Below are 20,084 nucleotides of genomic sequence, written 5' to 3'. Positions count from 1 at the left end.
CTCAGGGGGCGCGAATGAAAGACGTCATCGTCATCGGTGGAGGGGTGGCGGGCCTGATCGCCGCCCGAGCCTGCGCCCGGGTCGGACTCAGCGTGACCGTGCTCGAAGCCACCGGTGTGCCGGGCGGAGCACTCGGCAGCCACCAAGTGGCCGGCCTCACTCTCGACAGCGGTGCCGAGAGCTTCGCCGTGCGGCGCGACGCGGTGGCCGAGTTCATCGCCGACCTCGGTCTGTCCGACGAGGTTGTCGCGCCGAACCCCGCCGGCGCGTGGCTGCACCTGCCCGACGACCGCGTGCCGAATGGTTCGGTCAGTGTTCCGCTGCCCAAGGCCGGCGTGCTCGGCATCCCCGGTTCTCCGCTCGCCGACGACGTGCGCCGCGTGATCGGCTGGAGTGGCGCCTGGCGCGCCTACGCGGACCGGCTGATGCCGGTGTTGACGATCGGCCGGGAACACAGCCTGGGTGAACTCGTGCGCAAGCGCATGGGGCGCCGCGTGCTCGAACGGCTCGTCGAACCCGTGACCGCGGGGGTGTACTCGTCCGCGGCCGACGATCTCGAGATCGACGTCGTGGCCCCGGGCCTCAACTCCGCCCTCACGGTGACGGGTTCGCTCTCCGGGGCCGTGCTGTCGTTGCGCTCCGGCGCCCCGGCCGGCTCGAACGTGGCCGGGCTCCGGGGCGGCATGTTCCGGCTCGTGACCGCTCTGGTGGCCGACCTCGTGCACTTCGGCGCCGAGATCGTGACGGATGCCCCGGTCACCGCATTGCAGCGCTCCGGCACCGAGGACGCGCCCACCTGGACGGCCACCTGCGCGGCACCGGACACGGCGGCGGACGCAGACGCGCCGGCAGCCCCGGCGCCGGAGACCACCCTCGACGCCCACTTCGTGATCATCGCGACTCCAGGCGCGCAGGCGCTCGGCCTACTGGCCGGCCTGAGCCCGGCCCATGCGGCGCTCGCCGAACTCGACTGGCCGCAGCCGACGGCGATCGAGCTGGCCACGATCGTCATCGACGCCCCGGAGCTCGACCTGCACCCGCGCGGCACCGGCGTGCTGGTCGCGGCCGCGACCCCCGGGGTCACCGCCAAGGCGCTCACCCACGTGACCGCGAAGTGGGACTGGCTGGCCGAGGCCGCCGGACCGGGCCGACACGTCATCCGTCTGTCCTACGGTCGCGCCGGCCAGGACAGCCCCACCGCCGGTCTTCGCGATGACGAGCTCCTCGCGCTGTCCCTGGCGGACGCCCGCACGATCCTGGGCGTCGACCTCGACGCGACCGCCGTGCGCGGTTTCGCGCGCACGGTCTGGGGCGATGCCCTCTCGCCCGCGACCGTCGGCGCACCCGAGCGGGTCGACCAGGTGCGCGAGGTCGTGGCCGCCACCCCGGGACTCGAACTCACGGGTGCGTGGCTCGCCGGCACCGGCCTGGCCTCGGTGATCCCGGATGCCGTCGCCGCGGCCTCCCGCACCCGGCAGGAGGCCCTCGGCATCTGATCGCCGGGTCACCGGCCGTGCCGACCTGCTCTTATCCCTAATGGGGGATACTCTGAGGGATACGTGCACCTTGAGGAATGGAGTGACAATGCGGGGAAAGCTTCTGTTCATCACGGGTGGACTCGTCGGATACGTCCTCGGCGCGCGCGCCGGGCGCAAGCGCTACGACCAGATCGTGGCCGCGGCAGACAACGTATGGAACGCGCCGCCCGTTCAGCGCCGGGTGAACGAGGCTCGCGACTTCGCGCTCGAGCGGGTCGGGGATGTGCCGTCGGCACTCCTCGAGACCGGCAAGAAGATCGCCTCGGCCCTGCAGTCCAAGGCGTCCAAGACGTCCGGGACCAGTTACACCGTGCCGACGCCGGCGACCGCAGCGCCGACCGCACCGACGACGGTCGCCGACGACACCACCACGAAATAATCACCGCGACACTCCGAACGAAGGGGAAACTGTGAGAAACAGCGAATTCAACCCGAAGAGCCGGAAATCGACGTTCGACCTTCTCGGTGAGCTGCCCGGTCAGATCATCGCCCTGGTCAAGGCCGAACTCGACGCGGCTAAGGCGGAGTTCGCCGGTAAGGCCAAGAACATCGGGCTGGGCATCGGGCTCTTCGTCGGGGCGGCCCTGTTCGCGTTCTTCGCGGCTCTGGTGCTGGTCGCCCTCGCGGTCATCGCGCTCGCCCTCGTCCTGCCGCTCTGGCTCGCGACCCTGATCGTGGCGGTCGCCCTGTTGCTGCTCGCGCTCCTGTTGGGGCTGGTCGGCAGAAACCGGCTGCAGGCTGGAACGTCATCGGATCCGGACGGCGTGACGGAAAGCATCCGTCGCGACGTCGACGCCCTCAAGGGAGTTGGCAAATATGAGCACTGAAGTGAACACGACGACACATGAGGCCGTCCGCGGGAGCGTCGCAGCTGTCACGGTTGAGGCCGTTCCGCGCACCAAGACCGAGTTGCGCGCCGAGGCCGCCCGTGCCCGCGTCGAACTCGCGCAAACGCTCGACGCGATCGAGTACAGGCTCAACGTGCCGAGGCAGTTGCGCGTACGCTCGCGCCTGGCCAACGTGCGCCTGCGCGAACTCGGCGAGAAGAATCCCCTCGCACTGGCCGGCATCGTCCTGGGCGCGGCCACGGCCGCGGTGGGCGCCATCTGGCTCGGTGTCAGGGCCGTGCAGCGCCGCTGAGGTCAACGGAAGCCGGTACCCGACCGCGCAGTTTTGGCTCTCGCGGCAAAGGAGTAGAGACTAGTAGTTATGACTCACCCGGCTGCCGGAGAGGCAGTAAACCCACCTCACTCCACCACCTCTGCCGAGACCCACGGAACGACTGACGCGCCAGACGCGTCGCCGCAGGGTTTCACGCTCTTCGCTGTGCTGCGCAAAGATCCGAGCAACCCGGACGACCTCGACGGCCACGATGTGCCCCGAGCCGTCCTGGAGCTCGACGACGTCATCGGTCTCGTTGAGGCCGAGGGCGTCACCGTCCGCGGCTTCTACGACGTCTCCGGGCTCCGCGCCGACGCCGACGTGATGATCTGGACCCACGCACCGGAGGCCGAGACCCTGCAGTGGGCCCACCGCCAGCTGCGTCGTAGCCGCCTCCTCAAAAGCCTCCTGCCGACCTGGAACGCCATGGGCGTGCACCGCGACGCCGAGTTCAACAAGAGCCATGTGCCTGGGTTCCTGCGCGGAGTGGAGCCGAAGGGCTGGCTGACCCTCTACCCGTTCGTGCGCAGCTACGAGTGGTACCTGCTGCCGGAGGCCGAGCGCAGCGCCATGCTCGCCGACCACGGCCGCAAGGGCGCGGCCTTCCGCGGAGCCATCGCCAACACCGTCTCCTCGTTCGCCCTCGGCGACTATGAGTGGCTGCTGCCGATCGAAAGCGACGAGCTCACCGAGCTCGTCGACCTGATGCGCGAACTGCGCAACACCGAGGCGCGCCGCCACGTGCGCGAAGAGGTCCCGTTCTACACCGGCCGCCGCATCTCGACGGCCGAACTGGTGGAGGTTCTGCAGTAATGACTACCTACGATGCCATCCTGCTCGCCGGCTTCGGCGGCCCCGAGGGTCAGGACGATGTGATCCCGTTCCTGCGCAACGTCACCGGCGGGCGCGGCATCCCCGAGGAGCGCCTCGAAGAGGTCGCCAAGCACTACCGCCACTTCGGCGGGGTCAGCCCGATCAACGACCAGAACCGTGTGCTTCGCGCCGCGCTCCAGGCCGAACTCGAACGCCGCGGCATCAACCTGCCCGTGCTCTGGGGCAACCGCAACTGGGCACCCTACCTGCGCGACACCATCAGCGAGGCCAACGACAACGGCCAGACCCGGCTCCTGGCCATCGCCACCAGCGCCTACAGCTCCTACTCCGGCTGCCGCCAGTACCGCGAGGACTTCGCGGCCGCGCTGACCGCGACCGGGCTGGAGGGCGTGGTGCACATCGACAAGGTGCGCCAGTTCTTCGACCACCCCGGATTCGTCACCCCGTTCGTGACCGCCCTCCAGAAGGGGCTCGCGGATGTCGTGGCCCAGGTCCCCGGAATCGACCTGGCCACCGAGGTCGAAATCCTGTTCTCGACCCACTCGATCCCGATGACCGACGCCAACAAGAGCGGCCCGGCCGAGCGCGGCTTCGGCGAGGGCGGCGCCTACGCGGCGCAGCACCTCGCCGTCGCCCAGAAGGTCATGGTCGGGGTGGACACCCCGTGGCAGTTGGTCTTCCAGTCCCGCAGCGGGCCGCCCACCATGCCGTGGCTCGAGCCCGACATCAACGACGCCATCGCGTTGCTGCCGGAGCGGGGCATCCGTGCCATCGTCATCGTGCCGCTCGGCTTCGTCAGTGACCACATGGAGGTCATGTGGGACCTCGACAACGAGGCCACCGAGACCGCCGGGGACCTCGGCCTCGTGTCCGTGCGGGTGCCGACGCCCGGCGTCGACCCGGCCTTCGTGAGCGGGCTCATCGACCTGGTTGAGGAGCGCGTGAACGACACCCCCGCCGACGCTCGTCCGCACGAGACCGACCTCGGACCCTGGTACGACGTCTGCCGCCCCGGTTGCTGCGAGAACGTGCGCCTGGGCTTCAAGCCGGCCGTCGCCGGGATGGCTCCGTGAGCCTGATCCGCGTCGGAACCCGTGGCAGCGCGCTCGCCCTGGCGCAGACCACTGCGATTGCGAACCGCATCGCGACCGCGTCCGGCTCCGAGGTCGAAATCGTCACGGTCACGACGCACGGCGACACCTCCCGCGAGTCTCTGTCAAGCCTGGGCGGCACGGGCGTCTTCGCCAGCGCCCTGCGGGAGTCGCTCCTGGCCGAAGAATGCGACGTCGTCGTGCATTCCTTCAAGGATCTGCCGACGGCCGCCTACCCGGGCCTCCGAATCGGCGCCACCCCGAAGCGTGCGGATGCGCGCGACGTGCTGTGCGCCCGCGATGGGCTGAACCTGACCACGCTGCCCGAGGGCGCGCGAGTCGGCACAGGGTCACCGCGCCGGGCCGCCCAGCTGCGATCGCTGCGCCCGGACCTGGACGTCGTGGACATCCGTGGCAACGTGGAGACCCGTCTGAACCGTGTGGCCGAGGGCGACCTCGACGCCGTCGTGCTCGCCGCCGCGGGCCTCAGCCGGCTCGCGCTGCTCGAGTCCGTGGACGGCGAATACCTGGAACTGTCGGATTGGCCGACCGCTCCCGGCCAGGGCGCGCTCGCGCTCGAGGTGCGCGACGGGAAGCTCGACCGTACTCTCGCCACGGCCCTCACTGCGATCAATCACTCGACCAGCCAGACCACCGTCATGGCCGAGCGTCTGGTGCTGGAGCGGCTCGAAGCCGGCTGCGCCGCGCCCATCGGCGCCATGGCCGCGATCGACGACGGGCTCCTGTTCCTCACCGCCACGGTGTACAGCCCGGACGGCTCCCGCAGCGTCGTGAGCTCCCATGCCGCCACCCCCGACTCCCACTCCATTGCGCACCTGGCCGAAGCCGCGCAAGACGTGTCCAACCGTGTTTCGTTTGACCTGCTCGCCGGCGGCGCTGCCGACTTCGCCCCGATCAAGGTGACTTCGTGATGAACTCGCGTTACAAGACAAAAGCCAGTCTCGCCAAGCCGCTCACCGGCTGGCGGGTTCTCGTGCCGCGCGGCGGCCCGTGGGGCGACCACGTCGCCGCCGACCTGCGTTCCAAGGGCGCCCAGCCGATCGTGGCCCCCATGATCAACTTCGCCCCGACCGACGACGCCCCCGCGCTCGAGGCCGCCCTGGCACGCCTCGCGGCGGGCGACTTCGACTGGATGACCGTGACCAGCGCCACGACCGTTGACGTTCTGTCGTCGCACCGTGCCGTCGTGGCCGCGTCCACGCGCATCGCGGCGGTCGGCGAGACAACGGCCGCGGCCCTGATCGCGGCCGGTTACCGGGTCGACATCGTCCCCTCCGAAGACAACTCGGCCCGCGGACTCCTCGAGGAGTGGGAAACGGCCACCTCGGGCCAGGTGCCGCTGCGCATCCTCACTCTCCGCTCGGAAATCGCCAAGCCGCTGCTGACCGAGGGGCTGCGCCGGATCGGCCACGACGTCGAATCGGTCGTCGCATACCGCACCATCGGCGTCCCGGTCGACCAGCGCGTCGTCGCGGACGTCGCGGCCGGCACTGTCCAGGCCCTGCTCGTCACCTCCGGAAGCGTGGCGCAGCAGGTGCAGGACCAACTCGGGCCGATCCCCGAATCGACCGTGGTGGCCTGCATCGGGCCGCGCACGGCGCGGGATGCGGCGGCCATCGGCCTGCGCGTCGACGTCGTGGCCGACTCGCCCAGCGCCGAGTCCTTGATCCAGGCCCTGGTGCACGTCGCCCAATCCCGCTGACGGTTCGCGCACGCCCGGCCCGGCGACGTAGCATTGACGGGTGATAAACCCCGTCATCCGCCCGCGACGGTTGCGCACCACTCCCGCGCTCCGTCGCCTGGCCAGCGAAATCCGTCTGCACCCCTCCGAATTGGTTCTTCCGATGTTCGTGCGGGAGGGCAGCGGCGACCCGATGCCGATCCAGTCGATGCCCGGGGTGGTTCAGCACACCATTGACAGCGCCCGGCGGGCGGTGACCGAGGCCGCGGGAGCGGGCATCGGCGGCGTCATGCTCTTCGGGGTGCCGACCGTGCGCGACGCCGTCGGCTCCGGGGCGACCGATCCCGACGGCATCCTCAACGCCGCCACCCGCGCGCTGGCCGACGAGGTCGGCGACGCCCTCGTCGTGCAGACCGACCTCTGCCTCGACGAGTTCACCGACCACGGCCACTGCGGATTGGTCGGCGCAGACGGCAGCGTCGACAACGATTCCACCCTCGAGCGCTACTGCGACATGGCGCTCGTGCAGGCGGCCTCCGGCTCGCAGCTGCTCGGCCTGAGCGGAATGATGGACGGCCAGGTTGCCGCCGTGCGCCAGGCGCTCGACCAGAACGGCTACGTCGATACGGCCGTGCTCGCCTACTCGGCCAAGTACGCCTCGGCCTTTTACGGTCCCTTCCGCGACGCGGTGGAGTCAACCCTCGACGGTGACCGGCGCAGCTACCAGCTCGACCCGGCGAACCGCCGGGAGGGCGTGCGCGAGGCCCGGCTCGACATCCAGGAGGGCGCCGACATCGTGATGGTGAAGCCCGCCGGCAGCTATCTCGACGTGCTCGCCGAGGTCGCCGCCGTCAGTGACGTTCCGGTCTGGGCCTACCAGGTATCCGGTGAATACGCGATGATTGAGGCCGCAGCCGCCCACGGCTGGATCGACCGCCGCCGGGCCATCGAGGAGTCCGTGCTCAGCATCCGTCGCGCCGGAGCGGACGCCGTGCTCACCTACTGGGCGGTCGAACTGGCCACCTGGTTCAACGAAAGTCAGGCCCGATGATGTCCCGCAACGACGATCTCTTCGCCCGCGCGCAGCGCGCCATCCCCGGCGGAGTGAACTCACCCGTTCGGGCCTTCCAGTCGGTCGGGGGCACCCCGCTGTTCCTGGTGAAAGCGAAGGGCGCCTATGTCACCGACTCGGACGGGCGTGAATACGTCGACCTGGTCAGCTCCTGGGGCCCGGCCATCCTCGGCCACGCCCACCCGGAGGTCGTGCAGGCGGTGCAGGATGCCGCCGCGCTCGGCCTGTCCTTCGGTGCCTCTACGCCCGGCGAGACCATCCTGGCCGAACTGATCGAGGAACGCGTCGGCGCGGTCGAGAAGCTGCGCCTGGTCTCGACCGGCACCGAGGCCACCATGACGGCCATCCGTCTGGCCCGCGGTTTCACCGGTCGCGACCTGCTGATCAAGTTCGCCGGGCATTACCACGGTCACTCGGACGGACTGCTGGCTCAGGCAGGGTCCGGCCTGGCCACGTTGGCCCTGCCCGGCTCGGCCGGGGTCACGGCAGCGACGGCCGCGCAGACCCTCGTGCTGCCGTACAATGACCTGGATGCCGTACGAGTCGCCTTCGAGGCGCACCCGGGCCGGATCGCCGCCGTGATCACCGAGGCGGCGGCGGCGAACATGGGTGTCGTGGCTCCCGACGCCGGCTTCAACGCCGCGCTCACCGCCCTCGCGCACGAGCAAGGCGCGCTCCTCATCATCGACGAGGTCCTCACCGGCTTCCGGGTGCATCCGGCCGGCTACTGGGGACTGGACACCGTGGGCCAGGGGCAGGCGGACTACACGCCGGACCTGTTCACCTACGGCAAGGTCATCGGCGGAGGCCTGCCGGTGGCGGCCCTCGGCGGTCGCGCCGACGTGATGGACTTCCTGGCTCCGAACGGCCCGGTCTATCAGGCCGGCACGCTCTCCGGGAACCCGGTGGCGGTCGCCGCCGGCATCGCCACCTTGCGGGCCCTAGACGAGAGCGTCTACGAGCGCATCGACGCCACCGCGCTGCTGCTCTCCGAGGCTGTCTCCGCCGCCTTCTCGGCCGAGGGTGTCGCGCACAGCGTGCAGCGGGCCGGCAACCTGTTCAGCTTCGTATTCGGTACCGAAGCCGCCGCCAGCGCGCCTCGGAACTACGCTCAGGTGCAGCGCCAGGAGACGTTCCGCTACGGTCCGTTCTTCCACTCCATGCTGGATCAGGGCGTTTCGCTGCCGCCGTCCGTGTTCGAGGCCTGGTTCGTCTCCAACGCCCACGACGAGAGCGCGGTCGGCTGGATCCTTGACGCCCTCCCTGCCGCAGCGAAGGCCGCGGCCGCCGCGACCCCGCAGGTGTGACCCGCAGGTGTGACCCGTACACCCGGGAGTTATTCCTTTGTGAGGTTCCGACAGGTGGATTTCGTCCCGGAACAGGCAGACTAGACGCATGGCTTCCCTCCGCGTTCACCCTGACCGGCTTGAGATCCACCTCACGAAAGCGGAGAAGACCCTCGCCCTGCGGCGCGAGGACATCGTCGTGCCGCGCGGGAACATCCGTTCGGTGACGATCACGGATGACCCGTGGATCTGGATCCGCGGGATCCGTTCTCCCGGGGTGGGCCTGCCCCTGGTGGTCGCGGTGGGCACCTGGAAGTTCCGCGGCGGCAAGGACTTCCTGGCGATCAAGCGCAAGCGCCAGGCGGTCGTGATCGACCTCATTGACGACGAGTTCTCCCGGGTGATCCTGACCACCAACCACGCCCCGGACCTGATCGCGTCGCTCAAGCTCGGCGGTTGACCGTCCCACTGGTCGAGCACGTCCGCTGTCGAACCGATTCGACGGAGATTCTACCGATTCCGGACTGAAACGGATGTTTAGGGCCTGTTTTGAGCAAAATCTCCGTCGGATTCGTTCGGGACGACGTTAAGCCGCAGCGGCAGCGGCAGCGGCAGCCGCAGCCGCAGCCTCGGAGTCGCGTGCTAGCGGCGCACGTCGACGACGGTTCGACCGTGCATGGTGCCCGCGAGGATGCCCGCGGCGGCATCGAAGCTCGCCTCCAGCGGGATCACCTGGGTGAGGTGGTCGAGCAGGCCCAGGTCGAGGTCCGAGGCGAGGCGCTGCCAGGCCTCCTCGCGCTGGGCGAGCGGAGCCTCGACCGAATTGATCCCGATCAGGCTGACGGCGCGCAGGATGAAGGGCATGACCGTGGCCGGAAGGTCGGCCCCCTGGGCCAGGCCGCAGGAGGTGACCACTCCGCCGTAGTTCGTCTGGGCGAGGACGTTGGCGAGGGTGGCGCTGCCGACCGAATCGACGGCCCCGGCCCAGCGCTGGCCCTGCAGCGGTTTGCCGGCCTCGCTGAGGGTGCGGCGATCGACGAGTTCGACGGCACCGAGCCCGCGCAGGTAGTCCCCGAGCTCATCGATGCGGCCGGTTGACGCGTGCACCTGGAAGCCGCGGGCGGCGAGCAGTGCCACGGCGACGCTGCCGACCCCGCCGGCAGCGCCGGTCACGAGCACGGCACCGGACTCCGGCGTGACCCCACCCCGTTCGAGGCCAAGCACGGACAGCATGGCGGTGAACCCGGCCGTGCCGATCGCGGCGGCCCGCACGGCGCTGATACCGTTCGGCAGCCGCACCAGGGAGCCCCCCGACACGCGGGCCCGTTCGGCCAACCCGCCGTGGTGCGTCTCGCTCAGACCGGCCCCGTTGAGGATGACCTGGTCTCCGGCCGACCAGCGCGGGTCGGCGCTCTGCTCGACCGTTCCGACCAGGTCGATCCCGGCGACCAGGGGCCAGGCGCGCACGACCCCGGGGCGGCCCATCAGGGCGAGCCCGTCCTTGTAGTTGATGCTTGAGTACTCGACCGCGATGGTGACGTCGCCGGCCATCAGGAAGCCGTCGTCAACCACGCGAATGGCCGCGCTCTGCGTCTTCCGGCCCTCGGCATTTTCGATGCGGTCGACGACGATGGCCCGGAACTCAGTCTCAATACCCATGCGTCGAGACTACGCGGGCGTTCGGGTCAGGTGGTCAGGTGACGTCGCGCTTCCAGCTGACCGCATAGCCGATCACGGTCGCGGCGAGCATGTATGCCATGAGGACGAGCCCGCCCTGCCACCACTCGAGCAGCGCCGCCGGGGTGCCTCCCGGCGCGGCGAGGGTGAAAAAGCTCGCGCCGACCAGGGCATCGGAGGCGGCCCCCGGCAGGTAGTTGCCGATCCCTCGCGTCACGTCGGTGAACAGGGATGCGAAGCGCAGCAGCGGTTCGACGAACTGGGTGAAGGCGAGCACGATGACGATCGACGCCACTTGGCTATGCACGAGCACGCCGAGGCCCACACCGATGGTCGACCAGATGGCCATGGCGAGCACCGTGCGGCCGATCAGCGCCCAGGTAGCGCTATCGGCCAGCAGCGGGTCGACGTCGAACGCGTTGATGACGAGCGCGCCGACGCCGACGGATGCGAGCAGCGCGACGACCCCGAAGACCGCGCCGACCACGAAGAGAGCGATCGTCTTGGCCCCGAGCACCTGGGCCCGCCTGGGATTGGCGAGGAACGTGGGGGTGAGGGTCTGGTGCCGGAATTCGCCCGTGGTGGCGAGGGCCCCGAGCAGAACCGGGAAGACATAGCCGACGGATGACGCGAAGCTGTAGATCAGGGGTGGGAGGCTGCCGAACCCGGCGAGTCCCTGGGATCCGGTACCGGCGGCATCCGGGCTGATCGCGCCGCTCTCGATCCCCGCGAACAGCGCCGAGAGGCCGCCGGCGAGCAGGGCGATATAACCGAACATGACCGCGGCGAGGACCCACCACAGGCGCGTTGTGCCGAGCTTGGCGAACTCGGCACCGAGGGCGCGGCTGAAGGACGTCATCGCGACTCGCCTCCGTTTCCGTTTGCGTGGCCGTTCACGAGGGCGAGGAATGCCTCCTCGAGCCCCTTCCTCTCCCGGTGCAAAGCGCTGAGTTCCACGCCGGCCGAGAACGCGATGTGGCCGATCAGGGCCGGGTCGGGCGCAGCGGCGAACAACCCGGTGCGCCCGGTGGAAAACTCGATGCCGGCCTGGCTGAGGGCGGCCTCAAGAGCAGTGCGGTCGGGGGAGTCGACCAGGATGCGCGGCGCCGCCTCGGTCTCGAGGCTCGACAGGGTGCCTCGGTGCACGAGGGCTCCGTCGGCGATGATGATCACGTCGTCGACGCTCTGCTGCACCTCGGAGAGCAGGTGGGAGCTGACCAGGACCGTGCGCCCCTCGTCGGCCATGGTGCGGAGGAAGCCGCGGATCCATTTGATCCCCTCCGGGTCGAGCCCGTTGATCGGCTCGTCCAACACGAGCACGCCGGGGTCGCCGAGCAGGGTGAAGGCCAGGCCGAGCCGCTGCCGCATGCCGAGCGAGAAGCCGCCGACACGCTGGGCGCCGTGTGCGCCGAGGCCGACCGTGTGCAGCACCGCGTCGATGCGGGCGGAGGGCAGCCCCGCCGCGATGGCGTAGACCGCCAGGTGGTTCCGGGCACTGCGGCCGGGATGGAAGCTGGCTGCCTCCAGGGCGGCCCCGACGGTCTGCAGCGGGCGCGGCAGGTCACGGTAGCGGATGCCGTCGATGGTGGCCGTGCCGGACGTGGGCGCGACCAGCCCGAGCAGCATGCGCAGCGTGGTGGTCTTTCCGGCGCCGTTGGGGCCGAGAAAGCCGGTGACCCGGCCGGGCTCCACGGTGAAGGACAGGTTGTCCACCGCGGTGACGTTGCCGAACGTCTTGGTGATGTTGCTGAACTCGATGACCGCGCCGACCGGCATCCGTTCCCCCTTCGTTGCTGGTAGTCCCGCGCTGATAGTCGATCTCTGGGATCTGGTTCCAGCCTAGGGGCGGAGACGACCGGGTCAGGTGACGCGGAGGAAGACGCGCAGTGCGGCGAGCAGCCGGGCCACCTCATCGACGGTGTTGTAGGGGGCGAGGCCGATCCGCAGGCCGCCACGGTCGCCGAGTCCGAGGTGCCGGGAGGCTTCGAGGGCGTAGAACGAGCCGGCGGGGGCGAGGATGCCCTGCTTGCACAGGTGGCGGGACGCATCCGCGGTGTCGTGGCCGGTGAACGTGACCAGCACGGTGGGTGTGCGCACGGCAGCCCTCGAGTGCAGTCGCGCCCCCGGCAGCTCCGCCAGGCCGGCCTCCAGTTTGCCGCGCAGGGTCTCCTCGTGGTGTTCGAGAGCCTGGGACGAGCGGATCAGGCGCTCCCGCCGAGAGGCCCCGGCCGGCGCGGCGTCGCCGAGGCCGGCGAGGAATTCGACGGCAGCCGTGACCCCCGCCATCGTCTCGTAGGGGAGCGTACCCAGCTCGAAACGCTCGGGCACCTGGTCGCTCGAGGGCACCAGCTTGTCGGGATATATCGTTTCGAGCAGCGCGGGCGCGGAAGCGAGAATCCCGCAGTGCGGACCGAAGAACTTGTAGGCCGAGCAGACGAAGAAGTCTGCTCCCAGCGCCGCGACGTCCACCGACGCGTGCGGCGTGTAGTGCACGCCGTCGACGTAGAGGAGCGCGCCGACGGAATGTGCGAGCCGGGCGATCGCCGCCACGGGCGGGCGCGTGCCGATCAGGTTGGAGGCGGCGGTCACGGCTACCAGCCGGGTGCGCTCGCTGAGGACCGCGGCGATGTCCGGGACGCTCAGCTCACCGGTGGCCGGGTCGAAGTCCGCCCAACGCACCGTGGCGCCGGCCCGGTCGGCGGCCTGCATCCACGGGCGGATGTTCGCGTCGTGGTCGAGCCGGGTGACCACGACCTCGTCGCCCGGGCCCCATCCGGCGGACAGGGCGTTCGCCAGGTCGTAGGTCAGCTGCGTGGCGCTGCGTCCGTAGACGATTCCGCGTTCTTCGGCGCCGAGCAGATCCGCCATGGCGCTCCGGAACCCGGTGACGGCGTCCTCCGCGTTCTGCTGGGAGGTACTTCCGGTTCCCCGGATCGAGAGCGGACCGGTCAGGGTCGACGCGATCGCGGAACCGACCGCCAGGGGGGTCTGGGTGCCGCCCGGGCCGTCGAAGAAGGCCGTGCCGGTGGCGAGGGCGGGAAAGCTGGGTCGGATCGTCTGCGCATCAAAGGTCACAGTGCATCCAATCACAGCCCCGCCTCCTGCCCCGGGGAAGTAGCATGTCGGCATCTGCGAGAGGGCGCACCGCGGCCGGTCAGGCCCGGGTGTGCGCGTCAGCGTGGGCGGTGGCGTGGGCCGCGCACGCCGGGGCCTTGGCAGCGACGCAGCCCGGGCAGACGACGAGCTGTTCCCGGCAGGAGGGATCTCGGCAGTTGAGCAGGTTCTTCGTCGGTTCACCGCACACCAAGCAGCGCCCGATCACGGCGGTATGGTCGCTGAAGTCCAGCGACATCCGCTGGTCGAAGACGTAGAGCGAACCGTTCCAGAGGCCGTCGTCGCCGAAGGCCTCGCCGTAGCGCACGACGCCGCCGTCAAGCTGGTAGACCTCGCCGAAGCCGCGCTCCTTCATCAGGGAACTGAGCACCTCGCAGCGGATGCCGCCGGTGCAGTAGGTGACGACGGGCTTGTCCTTGAGGTGGTCGTACGTGCCGCTCTCCAGCTCAGCCACGAACTCGCGGGTGTTGGCGACATCCGGCACGATCGCGTTCTGGAAGCGGCCGATCTCGGCCTCGAACGCGTTGCGGCCGTCAAAGAAAACGACCTCGTCGCCGCGCTCACCGACGAGGGCGTGCAGCTCGGCCGGGGAGAGCTTGGCGCCGCCGCCGACCACGCCGCCGGCGTCGACGCGCAACTCGCCGGGTGCGCCGAAGCTCACGATCTCATCCCGCACCTTCACGACCAGCCGGGGGAAGTCGAGGCTCAAACCCTGCTCATCGAGCCCGGTGCCCTCGCTCCACTTGACGTCGAGATTCTTGAACGGGGCGTAGTCCCGAGTCTTGCGCAGATAGCGCTTGATCGCGGGAAGATCGCCGCCGACGGTGCCGTTGAGGCCGTCGGTGGAGATCAGGATTCGCCCGCGCAGGCCCAGCGATTCGCACAGGTCTCGCTGCCAGAGACGCACGGCCTCGGGGTCGGCCAGCGGGGTGAAGACGTAATAGAGCAGGATCTTCGGAATAGCCACCGCGCCATTTTACCGAGTTCGCCGGCTGGTAATCGGCTGATATCCGGGTGGGTGCCTGGGTGGGGGGCGCGGGCCGGGTGGCCGGCTGGCTAAGCTTCTGGCAACCAATTGGAGGCCCAATGGCCCAGAACGATCCTCTCGCCCGGTTCGGCGCTGTACCGCTATTCACGCTGACGAGCACGGACATGACCGACGGAGTGCCCCTCACCGCGGCGCAGTACGGCACCGGCTCCGGCGGCCGGAACCTGTCCCCGCACCTGGAGTGGTCGGGATTCCCGGCCGACACGAAGAGTTTCGCGGTGACCCTGTACGACCCGGACGCTCCGACCGGGTCCGGATTCTGGCATTGGGCGGTCGTCAACCTGCCGGCCGACTGCGTGGCCCTGCCCGCAGACGCCGGCGCTCCGGGCGGCCGGCTGCTGCCGAGGGGTGCCGTGACCCTGCCCAATGAAGGCCGTCAGTCGGCTTTCGTCGGCGCGAGCCCTCCGGCCGGCACCGGCACGCACCGGTACCAGTTCATCGTGCACGCGGTCGACGTGGCCCGGCTCGACATCGACCCGGACTCCACGCCGGCCGTGCTGGGGTTCAACCTGCACTTCCACACCCTGGCGCGCGCGGTGCTCGAGGCCACGGGTGTGCACGGAGGAGCCGCCCACAACCCCTGAGCTGAGGTCTTCCGAGGTTGTCCACGGGCGACAAGGCGCCGCTGACGGAGTACGCGGCCAGCCAGGCGGTCGACGGCATGATCGTCGTCAACGCGAACTACCGGATGGCGACGCGCTTCCAGCTGAAGCACATGTTGGACGACGGCAACGAGGTGTTGCGCTGGGTGGCCCGCCACATCGAGGAGTTCGGCGGGGATCCCCACCGGATCGTGCTCGAACATCGCCGACATCTCGGTGATGTTCGAGCGCGGATTCGTGCTGAGCCTGAATCTTCTGCGGATGCTGCTGCCGGAGCGCGGCCGCGGGGTCGTGCTGCGTACCGCGGCCCGGTTCATGTCCCCGATCGAGTGGCTCGAGCGTGGGTTCCCGCCGGTGTTCGTGACCACCTCGGAGCGTGACCACTTCAACCGGGCAAACCTCAATTTCATCGCTGCGCTGCGCCGGCGCTCCATCGCGGTCGACGCGCTGATCTACGACCGGAAGCAGACCAACACGCGCCACACCTGGCAGCAGGACGCCGCACATCCGGAATCGCAAGAGGTCTACCGCCGCCTGGGTGCCTTCGTGCGCCGCGTCGCCGGGGTGCCGCTCGCGGCCGTCGCAACCGTCGCAACCGTCGCAACCGTCGCAACCGTCGCTTAGAACGTTCATGGCGCACCCTGTGGAAGCCGGCGCATGTTCTACGGTCCGCCAGCTTCCACCGGGTGCGCCGCGACGGATGCGGGCCGCAGAGAAACCTTCGGACATCGGCTCACCGGGTCCGACAGGCCCGACTTTCGGGGCCGATATCGGAACCGCGGTCGACCACCGGGGGCAAGGTCAGGCTTGGGCGCCCGTGGCGGCGAGCACGCCGCCGAGGCCGATCATCATGACGCCGCCGCCCGCGGAGAGGTGCTCCATGCGGCGGGGGGACGAGGCGAACCAATCGCGGGCCGAGCCTGCCGCGAGGGCCCACACGCTGTCGCCGAGCAGGGCAAGCAGCACGAACACAAGGCCCAGGGTCAGCAGCTGCAGCGGGACGGCCCCGGCCGAGTAGTCCACGAACTGGGGCAGCACGGCCACGAAGAACACGATCGACTTGGGGTTGCTGATCCCCACGACCGATCCCTCGGCCAGCAGGCGCCACTTCGTCTTCGGCACGCTGCTCAGACCGATGCTCCGGGCGGCCGCGTGCCGGTGCCGGATGGCCTGCACGCCGAGGTAGACGATGTACGCGGCGCCGGCGAACTTGATCGTCGTGAACACCACGATCGACCCGGTCACGATTGCGCCGAGGCCCAGCGCGACGGCCGCGACCACCGGGATCAGCCCGAGGGCGTTGCCGAGCACGCTCAGCAGGCCGCCGAGGCGTCCGAGCGCCAGGGACCGCCCGATCACGAACAGCACGGTGGGTCCGGGCAGCACGATCAGGGCGACGGATGCCAGCGCGAACGTCAGCGGGTTGGGCAATGGGACCATATACGAAAGGTTAACCCGGCCGGGAGTCCGGGGCATCCGCTGTCGCGAGTGTGCCTGGTCCGGTCGAGAGTGACCCGCGGAACGGGCACGCTCAACCGGAGGCACTGTGGTAATCGTGCAGGTTCCGGTCGTGCGGGCCCGGATGCTTGTGGCTCGCGGCAGCAGAATGCGCCCCGGCACCGCCGGTGGCTAGCCTCTCAAGATGCACATGCTCTGGCGCACCCTCCTGCACTCCGTCCTCTCCCGCTTCGGCCCGCGCCTGGGCCACTACGACGTGGCCAGCACCCGGTTCATCACTTTGCCGACCGACCAGGACATCCTTCGGCATATGAACAACGGCGTATACCTGTCGATCATGGACATCGCCCGCTTCGACATGCTGCACCGTACCGGCATCTGGGCGATCTTCCTGAAGCGCGGCTGGTACCCGGTGGTGGTGTCGGAGACGATTAGCTTCCGCAAGTCGCTGACCCTCGGCCAGAAGTTCACGGTGGAGTCGCGCATCCTGGGCTTCGACGAGAAGGCCGTCTACGTGGAGCAGCGGTTCGTGCGGCCGGACGCCGACGGCACCCCGGAGATCTATGCGCAGGGCTTCATCCGCGGACGGTTCCTGAAGCGCAGCGGAGGGGTCGTGGGCATCGACGAGCTCGTCGACGCCGTGGGCGCGGTGCCGGAGGACGTGACGGTGCCGGCCTGGCTGCTCGAGTGGAGCGCGGATGTCGCGATGCCCGCCACCCGCGCCGCCGCCCCCAGCCACTGGACCTGAGTGGGAGCGCCACGCGCCGTGTCTGCCGTGTCAGCCGAGCCCGGGGTCCTGCGGCACCCTCGCCCGTAGCCCGAACGAATTCGACGGAGATTCTGCCCGAATCAACCCGAAACAGTACGGAAATGCAGTTTTGCCCGAGAATCTCCGTCGAATTGGTTCGACGCCGGGCCTAACGTGGCGCCTGTGCTGACCAGCGTCCACGCGGGGCGATCAGCTCTGATCCTCCGCGAGCGACACAACCAATCGATCAGGACTAGACGGTGGGTTCGGTGGCCTTCTTGGGCGGGATGAGCTCACTGTAGTACTCGACGTGGGGCTTGTAGTGGGTCCGGGCGGGTATCGGCTGGCCGGTGCGCGCCGCAACGAGACGGTCGAAGTAGTAGTCCCAGAACGGGCCGACGGTGGCGGCCTCCGCGGCGGAGTGCAGGCGCTGGCCGAAGGTGAGGGTGGTCATCCCCGCCCCCTCGACGAGGTGCAGAATCACGTGCCGGGCGGCGGCACCCTCGCCGATGTCGGCGGTGAACCGCTTCGGCGGGATGCACTTGATAATGCTCACGTACTCCCACTCGGCATCCGCTTCGTCCAATTTGAATCGCACGGCGCCGGTCTCGGGAGCGCCCGTGTAGGTTCCGATCCAGCCCTGGAGACCGGCGGACCGGCTCACGCTCGCCCAGACGTCGTCCTTCGACGCGCTGAAGAGCCGGTCGAGCATGAGGTACAGACCGTCTTCGCGATAGGCAAGGCGTCCGGTTGGCTTGAATGACATGCGAACCTCCACGGTGAGTGAGGCACGGGCCTCAGTACAAAACTATGCCCTTCTCCGGGCGGGGATCAACAGCCACGCCCTCCGGCCGGGACCCGGCGCCTACCCCTCGAGCACCGCCATCGCCGCATTGTGACCGCCGATGCCGCTGACGCCGCCGCCGCGTCTGGCGCCCGCCCCACAGATCAGAATCCGCGGATGCTCCGTCGCCACCCCCCAACGCTCGGCCGCGGTGGATCGCGGCGCGTCGTCCTCGAGGAACGGCCATTCCAGAGGACCGTGGAAGATGTTGCCGCCGGGGAGGTTGAGGGCGTGCTCCAGGTCGAGCGTGGTCTTCGTCTCGATGCAGGGCCGGCCGGCGGCATCGCTCAGCAAGAGGTCCTCGATGGGTTCGGCCAGAACGGAATTCAGCGACGCCAGAACGGCGGCTTGCAGCCGGTCGCGGCTGACGTCGTTGTTCTCCTCGGTGAGCCAGCGGTGCGGGGCGTGCAGCGCGAACACCGTGAGGGTCTGCGCGCCGGCGGCGACGAGCTCGGGGGAGAGGATGCTCGGGTCGCTGAGCGAGTGGCAGTAGATCTCGCAGGGCAGCAGCTCGGGGAAGCCGTCGTGGTCGGCCTGGTCGTAGGCGCTCTCCAGCTGGGTCAGGGTCTCGTTGATGTGGAAGGTGCCGCCGAACGCGGCCTCGGGGGACACGTCCTCGTCGCGCAGCAGCGGCAGTCGGCGGAGCAGCAGGTTCACCTTGACCTGCGCGCCCTCCGGTTTGGCGTCGGGCCCCGCGCTCGGCCCGGCACTCGGGCCGGCACCCGGCTCGACGTCGGGGCGCACGGATGCCGGCGCGGCCTCGCCGAGGAGACCCCGCAGCACCCACGGGGCGACGTTGGCGAGCACGTGCCGGCCCTGAACGACCCGCAGGGCGCCGCCGTGCCGGTAGCTCACCTCACCCTCCGGCGTGACGCCGGTGACCTCGGCCTCCGTCACGATCCGGGCGCCGGCCTGCCGGGCGGCCTTCTCCAGCTCGCCGGAGACGGCGCCCATGCCGCCGACCGGCACGTCCCAGTCCCCGGTCCCGTTGCCGATGACGTGGTACAGGAAGCAGCGGTTCGCGTCGAGCTCCGCGCTGTCCAGCGACGTGAAGGTGCCGATCAGGCCGTCGGTGGCGACCACCCCGCGCACGAGGTCGTTCTGGAAGCGATCACGGAGCGCGCCGCCGAGCGGCCGCTCGAAGAACTGCTCCCAAAGCATGTCGTCTCCGAGCAGGGTCCTGGCCTCCGAGCGCGTGGGCAGCGGCTCGCAGACGGTGGGGAAGAGCGCCCGGGCAACGCTCTCCGTGTCACGGTAGAAGGCATTCCAGGCAGAAAAATCGGCGACCGCGCCGACCCGGTCGAAGCTGGCGCGGGTGGCCGGCTCGTCGCCGCGGTCGACCAGGAGTCCGGTTCGGGTGTCGGCCGGATCGGGGGTGTACGAGGAGTACCGGCGCCGGGCCAGCCCGATCTCGAGACCGAGTTCGTCGATGATTCGCTGCGGCAGCAGGCTGACCAGGTAGGAGTAGCGCGAGAGCCGCGCGTCGACGCCGGGGAAGGCCGGGGCGGAGATGGCCGCGCCTCCGACGTGTTCGCCCTGCTCGAGCAGGAGAACGCTTTTGCCGGCCAGGGCCAGATAGGCGGCGGCCGTCAGGCCGTTGTGTCCGCCGCCGATGATCACGACATCGTGTGTGGGTTCGCTCATGCACCGAGACTACTCAGGAACCGAGACCAGCCCGGGGCGTCGGGCCCGCGCAGCTTGCCCGCCCGGCCGGGTCAGTCGGCACGTTCGAGCGTGCCGAGCTCGACGGCGTCGCCGCTCATCGACCAGGTGCCGACGAGCCGGTTGCAGCCGTCGGTGCCGGTGGAGCATCCGGTCAGGCCCAGCGCGAGGGCGACGGCGGCGAAGGCGAGCACAGCGGTTGGCTTCGTCATGGTGGGGCTCCGTTCACGGGTGTCGACGCGAGCCG

General features: G+C 69.8%; 22 protein-coding genes and 2 pseudogenes. 15 read left to right on the top strand and 9 right to left on the bottom strand.

What is annotated here, in order from left to right; translation table 11 throughout:
- Positions 1–14 precede the first annotated feature (14 nt).
- The 11 genes and pseudogenes from hemG to E3O28_RS04920 all read left to right on the top strand — a co-directional run bounded on the left by hemG (position 15) and on the right by E3O28_RS04920 (position 9,144).
- The gene (gene hemG, locus E3O28_RS04970; protein ID WP_134342524.1) at positions 15–1,496 is read left to right on the top strand and encodes a protoporphyrinogen oxidase; all 1,482 of its coding nucleotides are present in this window, start codon (positions 15–17) and stop codon (positions 1,494–1,496) included.
- 88 nt (positions 1,497–1,584) lie between these two features.
- Positions 1,585–1,917: a hypothetical protein gene (locus tag E3O28_RS16510; RefSeq protein ID WP_174720183.1), complete on the top strand. Its 333-nt coding sequence runs from the start codon at positions 1,585–1,587 to the stop codon at positions 1,915–1,917.
- Positions 1,918–1,948: 31 nt separating this feature from the next.
- A complete protein-coding gene (locus tag E3O28_RS04960) occupies positions 1,949–2,365 on the top strand; it encodes a phage holin family protein (RefSeq protein WP_166784747.1) in 417 nt (138 codons plus the stop codon).
- The gene (locus E3O28_RS04955) at positions 2,355–2,678 is read left to right on the top strand and encodes a DUF3618 domain-containing protein (RefSeq protein WP_104099939.1); all 324 of its coding nucleotides are present in this window, start codon (positions 2,355–2,357) and stop codon (positions 2,676–2,678) included. Before E3O28_RS04960 ends, E3O28_RS04955 begins: the two co-directional genes overlap by 11 nt.
- 159 nt (positions 2,679–2,837) lie before the next feature.
- Positions 2,838–3,512 (top strand): annotated as a pseudogene (hemQ, locus tag E3O28_RS04950) (hydrogen peroxide-dependent heme synthase); the annotation flags it as partial.
- Positions 3,512–4,606 (top strand): ferrochelatase, encoded by a 1,095-nt coding sequence (locus E3O28_RS04945; protein WP_134415339.1) that lies wholly within the window; start codon positions 3,512–3,514, stop codon positions 4,604–4,606. The pseudogene hemQ and the gene E3O28_RS04945, both read left to right, overlap by 1 nt.
- On the top strand, positions 4,603–5,556 hold the full coding sequence (hemC, locus tag E3O28_RS04940; protein WP_104099936.1) for a hydroxymethylbilane synthase: 954 nt from the start codon (positions 4,603–4,605) through the stop codon (positions 5,554–5,556). Before E3O28_RS04945 ends, hemC begins: the two co-directional genes overlap by 4 nt.
- Entirely contained in the window at positions 5,556–6,347 is a 792-nt protein-coding gene (locus E3O28_RS04935; protein WP_134342572.1) for a uroporphyrinogen-III synthase, read from the top strand. The genes hemC and E3O28_RS04935 overlap by 1 nt, the downstream gene beginning before the upstream one ends.
- A gap of 40 nt (positions 6,348–6,387) precedes the next feature.
- The gene (hemB, locus tag E3O28_RS04930; RefSeq protein ID WP_134415338.1) at positions 6,388–7,377 is read left to right on the top strand and encodes a porphobilinogen synthase; all 990 of its coding nucleotides are present in this window, start codon (positions 6,388–6,390) and stop codon (positions 7,375–7,377) included.
- Positions 7,377–8,705: a glutamate-1-semialdehyde 2,1-aminomutase gene (gene hemL / locus E3O28_RS04925; protein WP_134415346.1), complete on the top strand. Its 1,329-nt coding sequence runs from the start codon at positions 7,377–7,379 to the stop codon at positions 8,703–8,705. Before hemB ends, hemL begins: the two co-directional genes overlap by 1 nt.
- An 88-nt stretch (positions 8,706–8,793) precedes the next feature.
- Complete coding sequence (locus E3O28_RS04920) at positions 8,794–9,144, top strand: hypothetical protein (protein ID WP_104099932.1); 351 nt, start codon at positions 8,794–8,796, stop codon at positions 9,142–9,144.
- A 182-nt stretch (positions 9,145–9,326) separates the two neighbouring features.
- On the opposite strand, the gene E3O28_RS04915 is transcribed toward E3O28_RS04920, so the two are convergent.
- From E3O28_RS04915 to E3O28_RS04895, 5 genes are all read right to left on the bottom strand, one after another.
- Positions 9,327–10,343, bottom strand: a complete 1,017-nt coding sequence (locus tag E3O28_RS04915; RefSeq protein WP_134342528.1) for an MDR family oxidoreductase — start codon at positions 10,341–10,343, stop codon at positions 9,327–9,329.
- 34 nt (positions 10,344–10,377) lie between these two features.
- Positions 10,378–11,220, bottom strand: coding sequence for an ABC transporter permease (locus tag E3O28_RS04910; protein WP_134415337.1), 843 nt, complete (start codon positions 11,218–11,220; stop codon positions 10,378–10,380).
- Positions 11,217–12,137 (bottom strand): ABC transporter ATP-binding protein, encoded by a 921-nt coding sequence (locus E3O28_RS04905; protein ID WP_104099929.1) that lies wholly within the window; start codon positions 12,135–12,137, stop codon positions 11,217–11,219. Before E3O28_RS04905 ends, E3O28_RS04910 begins: the two co-directional genes overlap by 4 nt.
- Before the next feature lie 84 nt (positions 12,138–12,221).
- A complete protein-coding gene (locus E3O28_RS04900) occupies positions 12,222–13,436 on the bottom strand; it encodes a cysteine desulfurase-like protein (RefSeq protein WP_134415336.1) in 1,215 nt (404 codons plus the stop codon).
- Between the two features lie 79 nt (positions 13,437–13,515).
- Entirely contained in the window at positions 13,516–14,442 is a 927-nt protein-coding gene (locus tag E3O28_RS04895; protein WP_134342531.1) for a rhodanese-related sulfurtransferase, read from the bottom strand.
- A gap of 119 nt (positions 14,443–14,561) precedes the next feature.
- On the opposite strand from E3O28_RS04895, the gene E3O28_RS04890 reads away from it, so the two are divergent.
- From E3O28_RS04890 to E3O28_RS04885, 3 genes and pseudogenes are all read left to right on the top strand, one after another.
- A complete protein-coding gene (locus tag E3O28_RS04890; protein WP_104099926.1) occupies positions 14,562–15,107 on the top strand; it encodes a YbhB/YbcL family Raf kinase inhibitor-like protein in 546 nt (181 codons plus the stop codon).
- A gap of 77 nt (positions 15,108–15,184) precedes the next feature.
- Positions 15,185–15,262: pseudogene (locus E3O28_RS17300) on the top strand (hypothetical protein); the annotation flags it as partial.
- An 82-nt stretch (positions 15,263–15,344) separates the two neighbouring features.
- A complete protein-coding gene (locus E3O28_RS04885; protein ID WP_241973021.1) occupies positions 15,345–15,749 on the top strand; it encodes a hypothetical protein in 405 nt (134 codons plus the stop codon).
- A 177-nt stretch (positions 15,750–15,926) separates the two neighbouring features.
- On the opposite strand, the gene E3O28_RS04880 is transcribed toward E3O28_RS04885, so the two are convergent.
- A complete protein-coding gene (locus tag E3O28_RS04880) occupies positions 15,927–16,565 on the bottom strand; it encodes a LysE family translocator (RefSeq protein ID WP_134415335.1) in 639 nt (212 codons plus the stop codon).
- 202 nt (positions 16,566–16,767) lie between these two features.
- Here E3O28_RS04880 and E3O28_RS04875 point away from each other — a divergent pair, with 202 nt between their 5' ends.
- Positions 16,768–17,331: a thioesterase family protein gene (locus tag E3O28_RS04875; protein WP_104099923.1), complete on the top strand. Its 564-nt coding sequence runs from the start codon at positions 16,768–16,770 to the stop codon at positions 17,329–17,331.
- A gap of 253 nt (positions 17,332–17,584) precedes the next feature.
- Here E3O28_RS04875 and E3O28_RS04870 read toward each other — a convergent pair whose 3' ends face one another.
- From E3O28_RS04870 to E3O28_RS16240, 3 genes are all read right to left on the bottom strand, one after another.
- Complete coding sequence (locus E3O28_RS04870; protein WP_104170044.1) at positions 17,585–18,097, bottom strand: hypothetical protein; 513 nt, start codon at positions 18,095–18,097, stop codon at positions 17,585–17,587.
- 99 nt (positions 18,098–18,196) lie between these two features.
- Positions 18,197–19,819, bottom strand: a complete 1,623-nt coding sequence (locus E3O28_RS04865; RefSeq protein WP_134415334.1) for an NAD(P)-binding protein — start codon at positions 19,817–19,819, stop codon at positions 18,197–18,199.
- A 71-nt stretch (positions 19,820–19,890) separates the two neighbouring features.
- A complete protein-coding gene (locus E3O28_RS16240) occupies positions 19,891–20,049 on the bottom strand; it encodes a hypothetical protein (RefSeq protein WP_166784746.1) in 159 nt (52 codons plus the stop codon).
- Between the last annotated feature and the right edge of the window lie 35 nt (positions 20,050–20,084).

Source organism: Cryobacterium sp. TMT2-14, assembly GCF_004402465.1.
Lineage (GTDB): Bacteria > Actinomycetota > Actinomycetes > Actinomycetales > Microbacteriaceae > Cryobacterium > Cryobacterium sandaracinum.
The sequence above is the reverse complement of the archived record's forward strand: the minus strand, read 5'-3'. Positions and strand labels throughout refer to the sequence as shown.

What these genes read in the sequence shown, in the direction of transcription:
- E3O28_RS04955 (WP_104099939.1), top strand. Translation starts at nt 2,355, where the DNA reads ATGAGCACTGAAGTGAACACGACGACACATGAGGCCGTCCGCGGGAGC.
- E3O28_RS04870 (WP_104170044.1), bottom strand. Translation starts at nt 18,097, where the DNA reads ATGTCATTCAAGCCAACCGGACGCCTTGCCTATCGCGAAGACGGTCTG.
- hemG (WP_134342524.1), top strand. Translation starts at nt 15, where the DNA reads ATGAAAGACGTCATCGTCATCGGTGGAGGGGTGGCGGGCCTGATCGCC.
- hemL (WP_134415346.1), top strand. Translation starts at nt 7,377, where the DNA reads ATGTCCCGCAACGACGATCTCTTCGCCCGCGCGCAGCGCGCCATCCCC.
- E3O28_RS04875 (WP_104099923.1), top strand. Translation starts at nt 16,768, where the DNA reads ATGCACATGCTCTGGCGCACCCTCCTGCACTCCGTCCTCTCCCGCTTC.
- E3O28_RS04905 (WP_104099929.1), bottom strand. Translation starts at nt 12,137, where the DNA reads ATGCCGGTCGGCGCGGTCATCGAGTTCAGCAACATCACCAAGACGTTC.
- E3O28_RS04890 (WP_104099926.1), top strand. Translation starts at nt 14,562, where the DNA reads ATGGCCCAGAACGATCCTCTCGCCCGGTTCGGCGCTGTACCGCTATTC.
- E3O28_RS04910 (WP_134415337.1), bottom strand. Translation starts at nt 11,220, where the DNA reads ATGACGTCCTTCAGCCGCGCCCTCGGTGCCGAGTTCGCCAAGCTCGGC.
- E3O28_RS04935 (WP_134342572.1), top strand. Translation starts at nt 5,556, where the DNA reads ATGAACTCGCGTTACAAGACAAAAGCCAGTCTCGCCAAGCCGCTCACC.
- E3O28_RS04915 (WP_134342528.1), bottom strand. Translation starts at nt 10,343, where the DNA reads ATGGGTATTGAGACTGAGTTCCGGGCCATCGTCGTCGACCGCATCGAA.
- E3O28_RS04880 (WP_134415335.1), bottom strand. Translation starts at nt 16,565, where the DNA reads ATGGTCCCATTGCCCAACCCGCTGACGTTCGCGCTGGCATCCGTCGCC.
- E3O28_RS04865 (WP_134415334.1), bottom strand. Translation starts at nt 19,819, where the DNA reads ATGAGCGAACCCACACACGATGTCGTGATCATCGGCGGCGGACACAAC.
- E3O28_RS04920 (WP_104099932.1), top strand. Translation starts at nt 8,794, where the DNA reads ATGGCTTCCCTCCGCGTTCACCCTGACCGGCTTGAGATCCACCTCACG.
- E3O28_RS16240 (WP_166784746.1), bottom strand. Translation starts at nt 20,049, where the DNA reads ATGACGAAGCCAACCGCTGTGCTCGCCTTCGCCGCCGTCGCCCTCGCG.
- E3O28_RS04885 (WP_241973021.1), top strand. Translation starts at nt 15,345, where the DNA reads ATGTTCGAGCGCGGATTCGTGCTGAGCCTGAATCTTCTGCGGATGCTG.
- E3O28_RS16510 (WP_174720183.1), top strand. Translation starts at nt 1,585, where the DNA reads ATGCGGGGAAAGCTTCTGTTCATCACGGGTGGACTCGTCGGATACGTC.
- E3O28_RS04945 (WP_134415339.1), top strand. Translation starts at nt 3,512, where the DNA reads ATGACTACCTACGATGCCATCCTGCTCGCCGGCTTCGGCGGCCCCGAG.